Source organism: Sphingobium sp. TomTYG73, assembly GCF_055394245.1.
In genome coordinates this window covers 1772926-1789150 of sequence record NZ_AP027339.1, presented here as the reverse complement: position 1 = coordinate 1789150, position 16225 = coordinate 1772926, and the positions used below count along the sequence as shown (strand labels likewise).

At 61.8% G+C, this 16225-nt stretch carries 15 protein-coding genes and 1 tRNA gene; 10 read left to right on the top strand and 6 right to left on the bottom strand.

The features are described 5' to 3' along the window. Nucleotides 1–352: 352 nt before the first annotated feature. Nucleotides 353–5023, bottom strand: a complete 4671-nt coding sequence (locus tag ACZ5TH_RS08970) for an NAD-glutamate dehydrogenase (protein WP_464793671.1) — start codon at nucleotides 5021–5023, stop codon at nucleotides 353–355. Nucleotides 5024–5198: 175 nt separating this feature from the next. Next, nucleotides 5199–6473, bottom strand: a complete 1275-nt coding sequence (locus ACZ5TH_RS08965; RefSeq protein WP_460986596.1) for a PAS domain-containing protein — start codon at nucleotides 6471–6473, stop codon at nucleotides 5199–5201. A 187-nt stretch (nucleotides 6474–6660) separates the two neighbouring features. Between ACZ5TH_RS08965 and ACZ5TH_RS08960 the strand changes: the two genes are divergently transcribed. Next, a tRNA-Thr gene (locus ACZ5TH_RS08960) sits at nucleotides 6661–6736 on the top strand. Between the two features lie 164 nt (nucleotides 6737–6900). Here the strand turns inward: ACZ5TH_RS08960 and ACZ5TH_RS08955 are convergent. The 3 genes from ACZ5TH_RS08955 to ACZ5TH_RS08945 all read right to left on the bottom strand — a co-directional run bounded on the left by ACZ5TH_RS08955 (nucleotide 6901) and on the right by ACZ5TH_RS08945 (nucleotide 8201). Beyond that, nucleotides 6901–7443, bottom strand: a complete 543-nt coding sequence (locus ACZ5TH_RS08955) for a hypothetical protein (RefSeq protein ID WP_464793670.1) — start codon at nucleotides 7441–7443, stop codon at nucleotides 6901–6903. 244 nt (nucleotides 7444–7687) lie between these two features. Next, on the bottom strand, nucleotides 7688–7777 hold the full coding sequence (locus tag ACZ5TH_RS08950) for an SEC-C metal-binding domain-containing protein (RefSeq protein WP_464793669.1): 90 nt from the start codon (nucleotides 7775–7777) through the stop codon (nucleotides 7688–7690). A 109-nt stretch (nucleotides 7778–7886) separates the two neighbouring features. Next, nucleotides 7887–8201, bottom strand: coding sequence for a UPF0149 family protein (locus ACZ5TH_RS08945; protein WP_464793668.1), 315 nt, complete (start codon nucleotides 8199–8201; stop codon nucleotides 7887–7889). 476 nt (nucleotides 8202–8677) lie between these two features. Between ACZ5TH_RS08945 and ACZ5TH_RS08940 the strand changes: the two genes are divergently transcribed. Both ACZ5TH_RS08940 and ACZ5TH_RS08935 read left to right on the top strand, forming a co-directional pair. After that, a complete protein-coding gene (locus ACZ5TH_RS08940) occupies nucleotides 8678–8929 on the top strand; it encodes a type II toxin-antitoxin system CcdA family antitoxin (protein WP_196224392.1) in 252 nt (83 codons plus the stop codon). Further along, nucleotides 8929–9228, top strand: coding sequence for a CcdB family protein (locus ACZ5TH_RS08935; protein ID WP_464793667.1), 300 nt, complete (start codon nucleotides 8929–8931; stop codon nucleotides 9226–9228). The genes ACZ5TH_RS08940 and ACZ5TH_RS08935 overlap by 1 nt, the downstream gene beginning before the upstream one ends. A 234-nt stretch (nucleotides 9229–9462) precedes the next feature. Here ACZ5TH_RS08935 and ACZ5TH_RS08930 read toward each other — a convergent pair whose 3' ends face one another. Next, nucleotides 9463–10146: a TetR/AcrR family transcriptional regulator gene (locus tag ACZ5TH_RS08930; protein WP_464771202.1), complete on the bottom strand. Its 684-nt coding sequence runs from the start codon at nucleotides 10144–10146 to the stop codon at nucleotides 9463–9465. 298 nt (nucleotides 10147–10444) lie between these two features. Here ACZ5TH_RS08930 and ACZ5TH_RS08925 point away from each other — a divergent pair, with 298 nt between their 5' ends. The 7 genes from ACZ5TH_RS08925 to ACZ5TH_RS08895 all read left to right on the top strand — a co-directional run bounded on the left by ACZ5TH_RS08925 (nucleotide 10445) and on the right by ACZ5TH_RS08895 (nucleotide 16207). After that, on the top strand, nucleotides 10445–11467 hold the full coding sequence (locus ACZ5TH_RS08925; protein WP_464793666.1) for an amine dehydrogenase large subunit: 1023 nt from the start codon (nucleotides 10445–10447) through the stop codon (nucleotides 11465–11467). Continuing rightward, nucleotides 11467–11955 carry a MauE/DoxX family redox-associated membrane protein gene (locus ACZ5TH_RS08920; protein ID WP_464793665.1) on the top strand — a complete coding sequence of 163 codons (489 nt, stop codon included), beginning with the start codon at nucleotides 11467–11469 and terminating at the stop codon, nucleotides 11953–11955. The genes ACZ5TH_RS08925 and ACZ5TH_RS08920 overlap by 1 nt, the downstream gene beginning before the upstream one ends. Next, complete coding sequence (locus ACZ5TH_RS08915) at nucleotides 11955–12542, top strand: thioredoxin fold domain-containing protein (protein WP_464793664.1); 588 nt, start codon at nucleotides 11955–11957, stop codon at nucleotides 12540–12542. Before ACZ5TH_RS08920 ends, ACZ5TH_RS08915 begins: the two co-directional genes overlap by 1 nt. 2 nt (nucleotides 12543–12544) lie before the next feature. Continuing rightward, complete coding sequence (locus tag ACZ5TH_RS08910; protein WP_464793663.1) at nucleotides 12545–13090, top strand: methylamine dehydrogenase light chain; 546 nt, start codon at nucleotides 12545–12547, stop codon at nucleotides 13088–13090. Then, nucleotides 13087–13536, top strand: coding sequence for a c-type cytochrome (locus ACZ5TH_RS08905; RefSeq protein WP_464793662.1), 450 nt, complete (start codon nucleotides 13087–13089; stop codon nucleotides 13534–13536). The genes ACZ5TH_RS08910 and ACZ5TH_RS08905 overlap by 4 nt, the downstream gene beginning before the upstream one ends. Further along, on the top strand, nucleotides 13533–14003 hold the full coding sequence (locus ACZ5TH_RS08900) for a cytochrome C (protein ID WP_464793661.1): 471 nt from the start codon (nucleotides 13533–13535) through the stop codon (nucleotides 14001–14003). The genes ACZ5TH_RS08905 and ACZ5TH_RS08900 overlap by 4 nt, the downstream gene beginning before the upstream one ends. A 74-nt stretch (nucleotides 14004–14077) precedes the next feature. Beyond that, nucleotides 14078–16207, top strand: coding sequence for a TonB-dependent receptor (locus ACZ5TH_RS08895; protein WP_464793660.1), 2130 nt, complete (start codon nucleotides 14078–14080; stop codon nucleotides 16205–16207). The last annotated feature ends 18 nt before the right edge of the window (nucleotides 16208–16225 follow it).

The following is a 16225-nucleotide window of genomic DNA, read 5'->3' as shown; positions in this document are numbered from 1 at the left end:
GATGATGAGGTGGACCGGATAACGCGAACGACTCGCAATTGCAAACGTGGAGAGGTCGGAAATTGTATTAAAGTGTATGGGTTGGGGTGGGATAGGGCATCGGGCCTTTAATCTGAATCGCCCAGCCCCGTTCGGGCTGTTTGAACGAGTCACTTGCCTCGTTCAAATGTCGAAGCCCCCATCTTCCTAAAAAGAAGTAGAACCCTTCGACAGGCTCAGGGCGAACGGCATTAATAGGGGTGGAGCCGATATAAAGCACGAAGCTCTAGGGCGCGTGGCGGGGCACGAGATCCCAGCTTTCGCTGGGATGACGGTAGAGGCTGGGATGAAATGCTGTTGAGGGGGGGCGCTATTAGCGCCCCAATAGTCCCCTTGCTTGCCCCGCTATTTCCGCGAGCATGGCGACGTTGGGTGCCGCAGCCGCCTTGGCGCGGTGGACCAGGGCGCGGAATTGGGTGATGCGGGGCTGCTTTTCGGCGAGCCATGCGTCGACATGGGCGAGGATGTCCTTGCCGTTGGATTTGCCGCCCTGTTCCAGAAAGTCGAGACGGACCTGCTGCATGTCGCGGGCGACGCCGGAGATGAGCAGCCTTTCCCATGGGTCGCTGGGGGCCATGCGGGCGGCGGTTGACTGCACCCAGTCGATGCCGACCGTTTCGCCCAGATGGGTGAAGGCGCGGGTAAGGGCGACTTCATCGACCTTTAGCCGCACCGCAAGCGCGGCGATGCCGACGGCGCCGTCCAGCTTGAACAGACCGGCGGTGCGGCGCACGAGATCCTCTGGCGCGCCCAGTGCGAGGAGGCGGTCGATGACGGCATTGGTGCGGCGCAGGGCTTCGCTGGTGAGGAGGTCGTCGACATCGCGGGCCAGCTTTTCGACGCCGCTGGCAAGCAGGGCGTGACCGGCGCCGGGCAGAGTCCCGGTGGGAAGGCTGCGCAAAATGTCAGCAATCTGTATCCGCACGCCATTGGCGACGTCGGCGAACAGGGCGAGGCGCGCCGCCTCCGACATAACGGCGGCGTCGATGTCGGCCCAGAGGGTGCCGATGTCATAGAGACGCTCAGCAATCAGGAAGGCGCTGGCGAGGTCGGCGAGCGAGCAGCCTTCCTCTTCGGCGAGTTCGAAGGGGTGGATGAGGCCGAGGCGATTGACGATGCGGTTGGCGACCTTGGTCGCGACGATTTCCTTTGCAAGAGCGTGGGCGGCAATGGCGTCCGCCTCCTTCTTTTGCATGGCAGGCGGGAAGGCCGCCGCGAGTTCAGGACCCATGCTGGGGTCGAGGGCAAGTTGCCCCTGTTCGATGGCATCCTGTAGCGCGAGCTTGGCCGTGGAGAGGAGGACGGCCAGTTCGGGACGGGTAAGGCCAAGGCCATCCTGTCCACGCCGAAGCAGCATGTCATTGGCGGCAAGACCCTCCACCTGCCGGTCGAGCCGCCCGCTTTCCTCGAAGGTTTCGATCAGCCGGACATAGCTGGCGAGGTCCGCCGTTCCACCGGATTCGGCGATGGACAGGCCCAGCACCTGAAGGCGGTTATCCTCCAGCACGATGTCGGCCACGGCATCGGTCATGCTTTCCAGTAGCTTGTTGCGCGCGTCGAAGGCCAGACGGCCGTCCGCCATTTCCTGGTTGAGCGCGATCTTGATGTTCACTTCATTGTCCGAACAATCGACGCCCGCCGAATTGTCGATGAAGTCGGTATTGATGCGGCCCCCGCGCAGCGAAAAGGCGATGCGCGCGGCCTGGGTGACGCCGAGATTGGCGCCTTCGCCCACGACCTTTACGCGCAGATCCTCCGCATTGACGCGCAAGCGGTCATTGGCGGGATCGCCCACATCGCCATGGCTTTGCGCAGCGGACTTCACATAGGTGCCGATGCCGCCGAACCACAACAGGTCGGCAGGGCTTTTGAGGATGGCGCTGACGAGAGCCGCCGGTTCCATTTCGGTTTCCGTGACGCCCAGCATCGCCTGAACCTGAGCGCTGAGAGGGATGCTTTTCAACGTGCGGGGAAATACGCCGCCGCCCTTGGAGATCAGCGACTTGTCATAATCGTCCCAGCTGGACCGGGGCAGTTGAAACAGGCGGTCGCGTTCCTTCCAGCTGTTCGCCGGATCGGGGTCCGGATCGAGGAAGATGTGGCGGTGGTCGAAGGCGGCAAGCAGGCGGATGGATTTGGACAGCAGCATGCCGTTGCCGAACACGTCGCCCGACATGTCGCCGCAGCCGACGACGCTGACCGGCTCGCTCTGCACATCGATGCCCATTTCGGCGAAGTGCCGCCGGACGCTGATCCACGCACCGCGCGCGGTGATGCCCATCGCCTTATGATCATAGCCGTGCGAGCCGCCGCTGGCGAAGGCGTCGCCCAGCCAGAAATCGTGATCCAGCGCGATGGCATTGGCGACGTCGCTGAAGGTGGCCGTGCCCTTGTCCGCCGCGACCACGAAATAGGGATCGTCGCCGTCGTGAATGACGGTTTGCGCGGGGTGGCGGACCTTGCCCTTCACGATATTGTCGGTGACCGACAGCAGCGCGCGGATGAAGATGCGGTAGCTTTCGGTGCCCTCCGCCATCCATGCGTCGCGATCGACCTGCGGGTTGGGAAGCTGCTTGGGATAGAAGCCGCCCTTTGCCCCGGTCGGCACGATGACGGCGTTCTTCACCCGCTGCGCCTTCATCAGGCCGAGGATTTCCGTGCGGAAATCGTCGCGCCGGTCGGACCAGCGCAGGCCGCCGCGTGCGATCGGCCCCGCGCGCAGGTGGATGCCCTCGACCCGTGGGGAGTAGACCCAGATTTCGCGCCAAGGCAGCGGTGCGGGCAGGCCGGGCACCTGCGCGCTGTCGAGTTTGAAAGCGAGCGCTTCGGCGGCGGCGTTGCTGAAGAAATTGGTGCGCAGGGTAGCCGTGATGACGGCACGCAGCAGGCGCAGAACGCGGTCCTCGTCGATCGCGCTGACCTTTTCGAGGCCCGCATTGATGGCGGCCTGCGCCTGTTCGGCACGGGCCGGGCCGTCCTTTGCGGCGGGGTCGTGCAGTGTCTCGAACAGGGTGATGAGCTGGCGGGCGATCTCCTGCTCCCGGCGCAGCGTTTCGGCGAAGGTCGCCATGCCATAGGCCATGCCGGTCTGACGCAGATAGCGGAAGAGCGCGCGGAACAGCACGACGGCGCGGGGCGCGAGCCCTGCGGTAACGATCAGTTCGTTGAACCGGTCATTTTCGGCGCGGCCTTCCAGCACCTGCGCAATCGCTTCGGTTACTATGTCGGCGCGAGCGACGACTGCATCACCGCTGCCGCCCGTGGGGAGTTCAAGGACGAAGCGCTGCACATGGCCCTGCGCGCCGCCATCGACCGCCGTCGTCATTTCATCGATGACGCGGAAGCCGAAATTCTCGAACGCCGGGACGACTTCCGACAGGGCGATCACATCGTGGCTGTAGAGCTTCAGACGCAGCTGCTCGGGCGTGTCCTCGCCGTTGCGGTAGATGCGGATCGATTTGTCGCCGGGGCCGCCAAGACCGTGGAGCAAGCGGATGTCGATCGCTGCCTCGGCCGGGCCGGCGCCGTTGCGATAGGCCATGGGAAAGCCGGGCGCATAGCGTTGGGCAAGCGCGGCGGCGCGGCCGGGCTCTTCGGTTTCGGCCAGCGCTTCCTCGACGGCGGGCAGCCAGCCGCGCACCATCTGCTTCAACTGGCGGTCGAGCGAAACTTCGTCAGGCACCACGCCACCATCGCGCAGGTCGAGCGTGATGCGCAGCAGCGCAAGGCCGCTTTCCTCAAGCGCGATCGACCAGCTGAGCACGGGCGCATGGGCGGCCTGGGAGAGCATATCCTGCACGGCAAGGCGGCGGGCGGTGGTCAGTTCGTCGCGCGGCAGCCAGGCGAAGGCATAGAGATGGCGGGGGAGGGCGCTGGTGCCGAGCGCCAGCTTTGGACGCGGCCGGTCGGTCAGCGACATGAAGGTGAGCGCGAGCCGTTCCAGCGTTTCATGATCGAAGCCGATCAATATGTCGTGCGGCAGGGCGGTGAGCGCGTGAACGAGCACTTTGCCCGCATGGCCGCCCGGATCGAAGCCGAACTTGTCCATCAGCGCGGAAAGAGCGGAACGCAGCAGCGGCACCTTGTCGGGGCTGGCCGACAGCGCCGCGCTGGTCCACATGCCTGCGTGAATCGAGAGGGCGACCAGCTTTTTCCCTTCCCGCACTGGCACGATGATGAGGTCGAGCAGGACGGCGCGATGGACGCGGGAGAGCTTGTTCGATTTGATGATGAGCGGGTTGCGCTTGCCCTCTTCAAACCAGGTGAAGGCCGCTTCGAGCGAGGCGGGCGCGAGCAGTGGCGTGTCATCCAGCGTGCAGATGCCCAGCTGATCTTCCGCCCTGCCATTGCGCAGGCGACGTTCATGGCCCGTTTGCGTGAAGTGGCGCGCGAGGAACCAGCGAAGGAGTGCGGCCCCTTCACCGTCGGGGATGGCGTCCGCATCCCGGCTCATGGCGTCGCGCATTTTCGGCCAGTCGGCAACCGCGGCGCGGACATCGGTCAGCGTCTGGCGCAGCGATTTTTCCAGCGCGCGGCGGCCCTTCGCGTCGGCGCGATCCGCCTCGATATAGATCATGGATTCGCGCCGGGCGCCGGGGGCTTCGTCGTCCAGAATGGCGGTCAGCTTGCCCGCTTCGCTGCGGTCGATCGAGAGGACCGGGTGGAGCAGGCGGTAGATGGTGACGTCATGCGATGCCAGCGCATTGGCGATCGAGTCCACCAGGAAGGGCATGTCGTCATTGACGATGGCGATCCGCATGTAGCGGCCGGTCGCGCCTTCGCCGAGCGTTTCGATGGAAATGGCAAGCTGGCCCGATTTGCGGACGTCGGCGGCGCGGCCGAGGAAGGCGGCTGCGGTTACCGCTGCCTCATGATCGAAATCCTCGCTTTCGCCCGGGAGCGCGCCCCTTTCCAGCGCTGCCTCAAGCGCCTTGCGGATCGATACGTTTACTCGGCCGGTCTTCGGCTCGGACAATGCCGTCATGCGTAACCTCTTCCCGCTGCGGCTGTATGCCGCTTTCCCTGAACGGGGACGACGCTGGCATGTTGTCACGCGACTCCCCGGCTCGCCTTGTTATGCGCTAGCGCCCGGTGAGGCTCAATTGGAGAAATGAAATAAAGTTACTGGCCGTCGAAATATAATGAGCGTTGTCGTTCGGTTAGGCGGCCGCCGCGACGATCACCCGCTGACCAAGGTCCGATCCATCGGGAAGGGCGCCGACTATCGCCAGAGTGCCGTCCGCTTCCCGCCGGGCGATGACGACGGCGAGGCCGTCTCCATCGGTCGAAATGGCGACAGGGTCGATCGGCGCGGCGGCCTTCATCGCGGCGCGCGCGGTCTGGCTGGGGTCGGGGCGAGGGGGTAGGAGCGAGCGGCGCTGGGCGCGCTCGTCGCGGATCAGAGCCTTGAGGCCGCCCGGATATTCGCCGAGATAGTCGCCAAGCGCGCCGAGGCCGAGGCCTGCGCTCTTCGCATGTTCCAGCGCGGTCGCATATTCGGTGATGCGCGTCTTGTCATAGGTAGAGCCGAAGACCAGCTTCACCACGGCGGTGAGGGGGCTGCGCGCCTGGGGCTTGATGCCGGCGTCGGCAAGCATCTCGGCATAATCTTCCGGTGACGCCTCGCTCATCAGGGCGAAGTCGTAGGCGAGGCCGATGGCGCGGTAGAGGGCGCCGTGGGTGCGGGCTTCGCTGGTGCGGGCCTGCTCCGCGCCGTCGCGGGCGAGGGCGAGCCAGTCGGCGAGCGGCGCGTCCTCGGCCGGGCTTTCCATGCCGGACAGGTCGAGCGTGTCGTCATCTTCGCCCGCCGCCGGACCATCGGCCCAGATCGGTGCTACGGCATGCGGAGCGGCGCTGCTGCGCAGGGCGGCATCGACTTCGCGGCCTAGCTCGTCAGCGACGGCCTGGCTCGCCAGTTCCTTCCAACTGATGACGCCGAACACGAAATCGATCGTCTCGCCATCGGAAGAGAAGGGCATGAGGATGCCGCGATAGAGGATTTCCGACCCGCGCTGGTTGAGGAAGCCTGCTTCGAAACCGATCGGCGCGGCGTTGGCGATGATCTGCAGATAATGGTCGGTCAGGCGCGACAACAGCGAGCGCGACGGCACGTCGTTGATGAACTGGATGGCGCCGGTGACATCGCACTCACGGCGCAGCGCGGTGCCCAGATACACGACCGCCGGATTGTCGAGCCCGGTGCTGAAATCCAGAAGGACGCTGTTGGGGCCGAAATCCTCCAGATGATCGGGCGAAAGATCCTCGATCGACGGAAGCGTGCGGTCGCCCAGCAGAGATGCCCAGTAATTATAGGCGCGCACCTGCATGCGTCGCTCGTCGGAGCCTACGCTGGACGGCGGCTCCATCGCCTCGTGATCGGCATAGTCGAAATCATCCTGTTCATTGGAGATTTCCTGCCCCCGCAGAGTGTCCATCCGGTCGGTCCTAATCCAGAAGAAAAGCTTTCCTGAGACTCGACACTGCCATGGGATGGTAAACATGCCGTGAAGAAGCGGCGGGCCTGACGCAACGCGCGCGCCCCGTGCCCCGGAAGAGATGGTGCACGAAGATGCATTGCCCGCTTGTCCTGCGCATCAACCGCTGTTATCTGGCCCACCCAACGCCGCTTTAGCTCAGTTGGTAGAGCACATCATTCGTAATGATGGGGTCACGTGTTCGAGTCACGTAAGCGGCACCATAGCTTTGGCCTTATGGGTCGAGTTTTCCCTACCAGAAGCGCTTTGAGATGGGTCCGTCGTGGGTTCCCTGTGGGAGGCAATTTGGGCTTATGATTCGGCCGGATCAAAGGAACGGGCGTTAATTCGAACCACCCCGACACTGCGCGAGCAATTTGTTTGTGGATCAAAAAAGCAATGCGAACCCGCCGATGACCATACCTGCGATGGCTGCAAAACTTACCACCAGATCGACCATGCCGGAACCCATGAGATGACCGAAGCCCCGATAGGTCTCAACACCATATTGGTTTGTGCGGGCGAAACTCCGCTTGTTTCGCCATACAATGGCCGCGATTGACAGGCCTATCAACAGCAGTGGCTTGAAATTGCCGCCCATCGGATGGAACAGCGCCGGTGGGCTCAAGAAGACGTAGAAAAGTACGACAATAGCCGCCCCTATGCCGAACATCGGTGTGGTCCAACGAGCGGAACTAGGATTTTGGGCAGTCGCTGTCGCTACAGGATGGCTTGCCACCGTCTGACTTGTCGGCCCGATTGGATAGACGTCGATCGCACGACCCTCAACTATCTCGAAATCGACGCGTTCGCTCGCCAAGGGGGCAAGGGAGCCGCGCCAATCTGCAGGGTGAAAGCGATAGCGGGTGCCGTCCTCGCCGGAGATTGCACCACCGTGAGCATCGCTGAAGCCGAGGATTTCACCCTTCATGCTATACCCCGCTTAATCTCTTCAGTCCCTCGTCAGCTCCAGAGCAGCGCATTTCCCGCGTTAGACGAGCAACTGGAATGGCGCGCGACTTGCTCCTAGTTCCATTGTCTTGCGCAGGGTAAGTAATTTGCTGATTTGTACAAGCGGGAAAAAGGTATTATCCCTAGGGCGTTAAGCAGCGGCATACGTCAAGCGAGCCAGTACCATTTTTGCCTATAAGTCCGCAAGATTGAAGGAACGGCCGTTAATTCAAGCCGCAGCATTTCTTGTATTTTTTGCCTGATCCGCAAGGGCAGGGATCATTCCGACCTACCTTTCCGCCTTTGGCAGTCATCGGCGGATTCTGATCATTCTCCAGCCGCCACTCGTGAAGCATCTGAACCCAAATGGGGATCAGGTCTGGTGCTTCGCGGTCCCAGCGGTCCTCTTCTTCCTCGGGCAGCTCATGTCGGCCATCTGCGAAGGCTGCAAGTTCGGTGATCCCGGCGATCGCTGCCTTTGCCCTTCATCATCGCTTGCGCGCGTATGCGGTTCCACCCTCGAGGGGCGAGTTTCATGGCCTTTGAGAAACCCTCAATCCAAAGCTCCCAGAGCGTTTCATTGCTTCTGGTGTCGACTTCCAGGATCGGGGCGAAGCCGGCCGGCTCGTCAAGCCCAATGAGAATTTCATTATGATGCCGCATCACGAGGTCGAAAAAGCGCTGCAATTCCTCGGGCGCATCGAATTTGGGCGTATCTGGACCCCACACCTGCTTCATCAGGCTGAAGGTGGCACCATGTCGGGGCTGACGATGATGCCGGTGAGAAAACCGTCTAACTCCGACAGCAACATGCCTCATCAAACTGGTTGATCAGCAGGTCGTCGAGTTCGTCCAAGTAATCGCTCATGGAGGCGACCATAGCTCGAGGTGAGGGCGTGGTCGTCTTCCTCCGCTTTGCCTCACGCAGAACCTGCCATCTTATATGAACAGGCGGACACAAACGCCTATTGCGAAGCTGCTCCCGCCAAAAAAGCTTTGCCTTCCGTGAAAGCCGGACGGTGGGGCGTAGGAACCCCGGCTATTAGAACTCGGTCGCCAGATTTGGAGGCCGAGTAGCATGCGCGCACGTCCAGTCGGTTCGCCGATAAAGGCGCATGCGCCTGCTCTAGTGGCTATGTTTCGTGATCTGACATTGGTTGACGGCCTTCGCTTGAAATGCGCATATATGTGCGCATTAATCTCAGGAGGCTCTAATGGGCAGGCGCGAGTATGATTTGGCGACGCAGGCTCGCAAGCCGACCAATGTGTCGCTGGATATAGCGCTTGTGGCTGAAGCAAAGCGGCTGGGCATCAATATTTCCCGCGCCTGTGAGGTTGGATTGGCTGAGCAGATTGCGATGGAGCGGGGTCGCCTCTGGAAGGAGGAGAATGCCGCCGCGCTAGAAAGCTCGAACAGCTATGTCGAACAGCATGGTCTGCCCTTGAGTCAGCATCGTCGGTTCTAATGGCGAAGTTTGATGTGTATCGATTGAAGCAGGGCGGTTCGTATGTGCTCGATTGTCAGGCAGACCTTCTGAGCGATCTCAACACCCGTTTTGTGGTCCCACTGTTGCCGATCAGCGAGGCTCCGAAACCCGCTATGCGATTGAACCCGATTTTGGCTGTGGAAAGCGAAAGGCTGGTAATGATGACGCAGTTTGCAGCGAGCGTCCCGACCCGTGAACTGGGGGATGCCGTCCAATCCCTCGCTTCTGAACAAGACGTTATTAGTGCTGCGCTGGACATGCTGACTATCGGATTTTGAAAGGGCAATCGGGTCGATTATTGGGTCGGTCCGCAGGTATAGCGCAGGTCGCATTCGGACTTCGCATCCTATCAAAATGCTTTCAATAGGAAGCGGCCCAAACGGGATTTCCGCTGCGTTTGGGTAGGGCGTGGGAGAAGGTGAAGTTGCCGCCTGCTTTGATCGCAAAATTGGCAGAAAAGCTGGCCTCTCGTCCAATCACTGAGTCGCCTTCGTAATGATGCCCCAAGGCTGTCATTCTGAAGAAGGCTGTGATCGTTGCTCAGCAGCCATTCCACAATCGTAAGTTTCTACCAGAGAAACGAACGAGTGAATGGCAATAGCTTCCAGCGTCGACATGATCGGCTCGAATGGTTTCTCGTAGCCGCCAAAAGGCGTCAGTCCTTCCATCGACGCAGAGATGAATAGAGCGATTGCCTTGCGGTCCTCAAAAGACAGATCTGGCCGCATCTCGCCTATTATTTCGGCCAGCGGCGCGCGGGCGCGTTCGTACAATTCCTGCACACGGCCCAGCACGAAACTATCGTGATTGGACAGCGCCCAAAGTTCTGGAAAAAGGTGCGTCGTTTTCTTGCTGCGAATATCCTCCAGGATTAACCGGCAGATGCGCTGCAGCCGTTCGGCGGGCGGCCCCGGCAAATGGATGATTTGGTCGAACTCCACCTCATAGCCACGGATCACCGCTTCCAGCAGTTCGCGGACCAGATCATCGCGGCTGCGATAATGATAGGTGAGGTTGCCGAACTTGATGCCGCAGTCGGTCGCGACTCGGCGCATGCTCATGGCGCGATAGCCCTCCTCAATCAGGATATTGAGGGCGGTATGGAGGATAAGCTCGCGCGTCTCGTGCCCCTTAGAATAGCCGCCATCCCGTTCCGCCATGATCAGGGCGGCGGTCCGGCCTTCCGCTTCATCCATCTGAATATCCGTTATTTTCCGTTCAATCAGGTGAACTATAGAGGTTCGTATAAATATGTCGAACGACAAATTTAGGTCACTTGACAGAATTGTTGCTGTTTATTCATAATCATCCTCAAGCGGACGAGATCCGCAGCGGGAGATTACGAACATGCGGTCCATTGGTCTGAGCTTGCTGCTTGGCGCGGCAATGCCCTTGTCAGCATCTGCCGACACCACAAAATTTCCTGCGCCCTTGCCCGAAGAAACACTGCCCAGTGTCACGCAACTGCCTGTTAATTGGCCGAAAAGTTGGGTCTTGATCCATGATCTCAACTTCGCCTCTATCCTCGATGGCAAGCTGGCGCTGGTCGATACTCGTTCGACGGATCGGCCACTTAAGGGGCTGGTGCGCGCGGCCCAGTTCGCCAATGAACTGGTAGCGCCGGATCGCGGCGAGATTTACACCGCAGAAACATTCTACAGCCGTCTCACGCGCGGGGAACGAACCGACGCCATAACCATATGGGATATGAAAACGCTTCAACCCAAGGGTGAGATCGTCCTGCCCGGTGGCAAGCGCCAGTTGTCCGTTACCTATCCCAACGTTTTCCAGTTCACCAATGGCGGCAAATGGGCGCTGGTCGCCAATTTCACCCCGGCCCAGTCGATCACCGTCGTCGATCTGGAAGGGCGCAAGGTGCTGGGGGAGATTGATCTGCCCGGCTGTACTCAAATCTATCCCAGCGGCCATCGCGGCTTCAGCAGCCTGTGCGCCGATGGATCGATCTTCAGCGTGACGCTGGACGAAAAGGGGCAGGCGGCCTCCTCCAGCAGCGTCGCCAGGGTGCAGGATATTGACCGGCAGCCGCTGTTCGGCACACCCGCCATGGTCGGCCGCACCGCCTGGTTCGTCAGCTATTATGGCATGGTCCAGGGCATCGACCTGTCCGGACCCGTTGCCAGGCCGCTTCCGGGCGCCTTCAGCGTCGGCAAGGCGGACGGCGGCGCCCCGCAATGGCGGCCGGGCGGCTGGCAGGTCATCGCCTCGGACGCCAAGGGGCTGCTCTATGTACTGATGAGCCCCAACGGCAAGGAAGGCAGCCACAAGGATGGTGGCACCGAAGTCTGGGTCATCGATCCGGTCAGGAAGATGCGCCTCTCCCGTATCGCGCTCAAGGGGCAGGGGCTGGCCATCGCGGTGACGCGTGAGGATGCGCCGCAACTGATCGTGGCGCGGGCGGACGGCGTGATCGATGTGCATGACGCCGCGACCGGTGCTTTCGTGCGGACCCTGGGCGCAACGGTCGCGGCCAACCCCATCGTCATCACGGTGCCATGATGGCTGCGCTTTCCCTTTTCCTCGCCATGCTGCTGGGCGTGTCGGCGCTGCACAAGGCGATTGATCGCAAGCGCCTCGGGACGGCGGCGGCGCGGCTTGTGGGGGCCACAGCACCGGCTGGACCGCTGCTGCTGATCGCGGGGGGCGTTGCGGAAACGACCGCTTCCCTGTGTCTGCTGATCGGGCCACTGCGGTCGGTCGGCGCCATCATCGCACTGCTGCTCTGGGCGCTCTATGCCCTGCTGCTGCTGCGCCGCCGGGGCCAGTCGCTTGATTGCGGTTGCGACCTCGTAGCCCGGGAGCAGCTGGTCGGCTGGGTCCAGATCGCCCGCCCGGCGCTGCTCGCCGGTCTCGCAGCCCTTGTGATCCTGCTGCCCCAGGCCCCCTTCACGCTCGATGCGCCCTTCGCCGCCGTCGGCTTCCTGGCGCTCTGGTTCGGTGCGGCCGAGCTTTTTGCCATTCCCCAGCCTGTTTGGAGGAAGAACTGATGCTAACATCCCAGATATTGCTTTGGGCCGCGGTGATCGCCCAAGCGCTGCTGATTGCGGCACTCGCCCGACAGGTCGGCATCCTGCACGAACGGATCGCTCCCGCAGGCGCGCTCACCCTGCATCAGGGCGTGAAGATCGGCGAGACGGCGACGCCGATGGACCTCATCACCATCGACGACGCAAAATTGCGCGTCGGCGGCAAACGCGATGGGCGTAGCCAGTTGCTCTTTTTCGCCTCACCCGACTGCCCGGTCTGCAAGTCGCTGCTGCCGGTGCTGCGCTCCGCCGCGCGCGCCGAGGCGGACTGGATCGATGTGGTGATCGCGGGGGATGGCGCTAAACCCGCCTATCGGGCCATGGCGTCCGACCATGGTCTGGCCGGCCTGCCGATCATCCTTTCCGAAGCCCTGGGCCGTGCCTTTGGCGTCGCGAAGCTGCCTTATGCCGTGCTGCTGGATGAAAATGGCAAGGTCGCCTCGCTCGGCCTCATCAACAGCCGTGAGCATCTGGAAAGCCTGTTCGAGGCAAAGGAACGCGGCGTCGCGTCGATCCAGGACTTCCTCGCCCGCCGGAAGGAGGCCTGAACATGGACGGTTTCGACAAGCTCACCGAACGAATGGCCCGGTCCGTTGCGCGCGGCACGTCCCGCCGCTCCTTGCTGGCCTGGCTTGGAGCGGGGATGACCGGCACGGCCATGCTGCCCGCCTTGCCGGTGGCGCGCGCCGCCACCCACCCCGGTGCCGCCCGGCCTGAGATGACCTCCGGCACGCCGCAGGATCCCGGCAATCCGGCGAGTTGCGATTATTGGCGCTATTGCGCGATCGACGGCTTCCTTTGTTCCTGTTGCGGCGGCACGGTCAACACCTGCCCGCCGGGCACGGAAATGTCGCCTATCACCTGGATCGGCACCTGCACCAACCCGGCGGACGGCCGCGCCTATATCATCAGCTATAATGATTGTTGCGGCGTGTCCTCCTGTGGCCAGTGCCTGTGCAATCGCAATGAAGGCGACCGGCCGCAGGTCCGGCCCCAGTCGAACAACGACTATAATTGGTGTCTGGGAACCGAAAGCAGCATCTACAATTGCTCGGTTGCAGCGATCGTAGGCACAGCCCTGGAGCAGCCGAAATGAAGATCGCCCTGGGACTGGCCTTGCTAATGACGGCAGGGATAGCGCAAGCGGCGCAGGATGGCGCGACCATCTATAATCGCTGCGCTGCCTGCCACACCCGGACCGGCGCTGGCGTACCGGGCGCCTATCCGCCGTTGGGGCGCGATTTCCGTACCCTGGCCGCCAAGCCGGGTGGCCGCCGCTATCTGGCGCTGGCCGTAATCAAGGGACTGAACGGCCCGATCAGCGTCGAGGGCAAGGCCTATCGCGGCATGATGCCGGCGCAGGGCGGGCTGGACGATGCTGGAGTGGCGGCAGTGCTCAACCATGTCGGCGGGTCGATCGCCAGCACCGGTCCCGTTTTCAAGCCCTTCACCGATCAGGAAGTGGCCGGATATCGGGTCGGCGGCAAGGCGCTGAACGCCGCCGATGTCGCGAAGCTCCATGAAGGGGCGGGCGGCAAGTGAAGCTCGTCCTGCTCGCTTTGGCAGGCCTTGTCGCATTATCCGCGACATTGGGGGCTGGAGCGAGCGAGCGAGCGATGCCGGGCGTCGTCAATCCGCGTCAGGCCCATCAAGACTATATTTTGAAATGCCAGGGTTGCCATAGACCGGATGGAGGCGGCGACGATCGGTCCAATCCGCCGATGCGCGGCATAGTCGCCCGTTTTCTGATGGTGCCGGGCGGGCGGGCGTTCCTCGGCCAGGTGCCGGGCGTCGCCACGGTCGATCTGGACGACCGGCGATTGGCGGACCTCGTCAACTGGACACTTTACACTTTCGACGCAGAGCATCTGCCAATCGATTTCAGGCCTTATTCCGCCACGGAAATCGCTGCCTTGCGCCGCAACCCCCTGCGACTGGATCGCGTCGCTACAAGAGAGCGACTGGTGGCAGGGTTCGAACATGCAGGAATGGAACAGGGAAAACCATGATTGGAGTATAATCGATGGGGGAAGTATATACAGGGTTGGTAGCATGCGGCTGTGCGGCTTTCGCAGGTCTTGGCATGATGAATCCGGCGTTCGCGCAGGATGACGCGCAAGGCGAAATCGTCGTTACGGCGGCCAAGCGGTCGGAAAATGTACAGTCTGTCCCGATTTCTGTAACCGCCATAGGTGGTGATATGTTGGCAAAGTCGCGCGTCAGCAGCGTCGACAGCCTGGTGACGAAGGTCGCCAATCTCCAGCTCACCTCCATTGTGGGCGACAATACGCCGATCTTCGCGCTGCGCGGCGTGTCCATGTCCGACTATAGCCTCAACCAGTCGAGCCCGGTCGCCACCTATTATGATGAAGTTTATAAAGGCAATTTCGCCTTTCTCGGCGTTGCCATGTACGATCTCGAACGGGTCGAGGTGCTGCGCGGGCCGCAGGGCACGCTCTATGGCAAGAACACCACGGGTGGCGCGGTCAACATCATCAGCCGGGAAGCGAAGCTGGGTGAAACCAGCGGTTATGTGAACGTCGGCTATGGCAATTATAACCGGTTCGAGGCGAACGGCGCGGTCAATGTGCCGCTGGGCGAGAAAGCCGCCCTGCGCGTGGCGGGCACCTTCGCCAGGGCGGACGGCTGGTTCAGAAATGTCGAGCCCGGCATGCCGGACCTTGCCAGCACCCGCGAATATGCGTTTCGCGCAACGCTGAAGGCCCAGCCGGTCGAGGGGCTGACTTTCGTCCTGCGGGCCTCCACCAGTTTCCAGAACCCGCAAAATTACGGCATCTATGCCCAGCCCGAAGCCAACCATCGACCCGGCCTGTCGCGATGGGAGATTGCGTCCGACGTCCCCACCCGCCGCCGTGCCCGCACGACATCGGTGGCGCTGACCACCAATGTCGATCTGTCCGATGCGATCGCGCTGACCAGCATCACGTCCTATGACAGGGGCACGCTCTTCTTCCGCGAGGATACGGACGGCACGGCAACCAAGCTGCTGGAAATCCCCTATTATGACAAGGCCAGCCAGTTCGCACAGGATTTGCGCCTGACCAGCGACACGGGCGGTCCATTCGACTTCATCCTGGGCGTCTATTTCAACCGGGAAAAGGTCTTCAACCGCACCGCCTTCGAGATCGCCACCGATGTCGACGTGAACGCGGACGGCACCATCGACGCACAGGATTGTGCCGACGGCCTGCCGCTGGCCTGCAAGGTCCAGAACCAGTTCACCCAGGTGAAGAAGAGCGTCGCTGTCTATTCCGACCTTAAATACAAGATTGGCGAGGCGGTGACGCTACGCGGCGGCCTGCGCTATACCCATGATACCGGCCGACAGAACGGCTTCATTTCGCAGGCGCTGGGTGTCGACGATAGCGTCGTCGCGACCCTGATCCCGCTGTCCGACCTGCGCTTCAGGAAAAACAATTTCTCCGGCAAGATCGGCCTCGACTACAAGCTGACCGACGGCAACCTTCTCTATGCCAGCGTCAGCCGTGGCTATCGCGCGCCCAGCTTCAATGCTCAGGCCTTTTTCGATCCGTCCGAACTGTCGGTGGCCAAGGCGGAGCAGGTGACATCCTATGAAGTCGGCGCGAAGACCCAGTTCTGGGATCGCCGCATCACGTTAAATGTCGCCGGCTTCTATTATGATTACAAAAATCAGCAGTTCATCAACGTCGATCCGTCCAGCGCGGCGCAGACATTGCTCAACATCCCCAAGTCGCGAATCTATGGTGGCGAGGCCGAACTGACCGTGCGGGCCGCCGACATGCTGACCATGCGCGCGGGCTTGGGCGTGTTGTCTGCGAAGATCAAGCAGGGCACGGTCAGCGGCGTAGATGTGGGTGGCAATCGCCTGTCCAACGCGCCGAGCCTGACGCTCAACGGCGGGATCGACTGGACGGTTGCGCAAGGCGGCTTCGGCAGCCTCTCCTTCCACCCGGAAGTCGCCTATCAGTCGAGTCAATATTTCGAGGTGCTGAACATCCCCCGTCTGAAGCAAAAGGGCTATGCCCTGCTCAGCGGCCATATCGACTGGGAAAGCGCGAACGGGCGCTTCAATGCCTCGCTCTGGGCGAAGAACCTTACAAAGAAATTCTATTTCACCTCGCGCGTGGACCTGCTCGCGGGCTTTGGTTTCGATTATAATCATATCGGCAATCCGCGGACATATGGTGTGACGGTTGGCGCGAAATTCTAAAGACAGCGCAAGGAGAGG

Bases quoted from the DNA above. Each gene is read 5' to 3' on its own strand.
- ACZ5TH_RS08970 (WP_464793671.1), bottom strand. From the start codon at position 5,023: ATGACGGCATTGTCCGAGCCGAAGACCGGCCGAGTAAACGTATCGATC.
- ACZ5TH_RS08965 (WP_460986596.1), bottom strand. From the start codon at position 6,473: ATGGACACTCTGCGGGGGCAGGAAATCTCCAATGAACAGGATGATTTC.
- ACZ5TH_RS08955 (WP_464793670.1), bottom strand. From the start codon at position 7,443: ATGAAGGGTGAAATCCTCGGCTTCAGCGATGCTCACGGTGGTGCAATC.
- ACZ5TH_RS08950 (WP_464793669.1), bottom strand. From the start codon at position 7,777: ATGACTGCCAAAGGCGGAAAGGTAGGTCGGAATGATCCCTGCCCTTGC.
- ACZ5TH_RS08945 (WP_464793668.1), bottom strand. From the start codon at position 8,201: ATGAAGCAGGTGTGGGGTCCAGATACGCCCAAATTCGATGCGCCCGAG.
- ACZ5TH_RS08940 (WP_196224392.1), top strand. From the start codon at position 8,678: ATGGGCAGGCGCGAGTATGATTTGGCGACGCAGGCTCGCAAGCCGACC.
- ACZ5TH_RS08935 (WP_464793667.1), top strand. From the start codon at position 8,929: ATGGCGAAGTTTGATGTGTATCGATTGAAGCAGGGCGGTTCGTATGTG.
- ACZ5TH_RS08930 (WP_464771202.1), bottom strand. From the start codon at position 10,146: ATGGATGAAGCGGAAGGCCGGACCGCCGCCCTGATCATGGCGGAACGG.
- ACZ5TH_RS08920 (WP_464793665.1), top strand. From the start codon at position 11,467: ATGGCTGCGCTTTCCCTTTTCCTCGCCATGCTGCTGGGCGTGTCGGCG.
- ACZ5TH_RS08915 (WP_464793664.1), top strand. From the start codon at position 11,955: ATGCTAACATCCCAGATATTGCTTTGGGCCGCGGTGATCGCCCAAGCG.
- ACZ5TH_RS08910 (WP_464793663.1), top strand. From the start codon at position 12,545: ATGGACGGTTTCGACAAGCTCACCGAACGAATGGCCCGGTCCGTTGCG.
- ACZ5TH_RS08905 (WP_464793662.1), top strand. From the start codon at position 13,087: ATGAAGATCGCCCTGGGACTGGCCTTGCTAATGACGGCAGGGATAGCG.
- ACZ5TH_RS08895 (WP_464793660.1), top strand. From the start codon at position 14,078: ATGATGAATCCGGCGTTCGCGCAGGATGACGCGCAAGGCGAAATCGTC.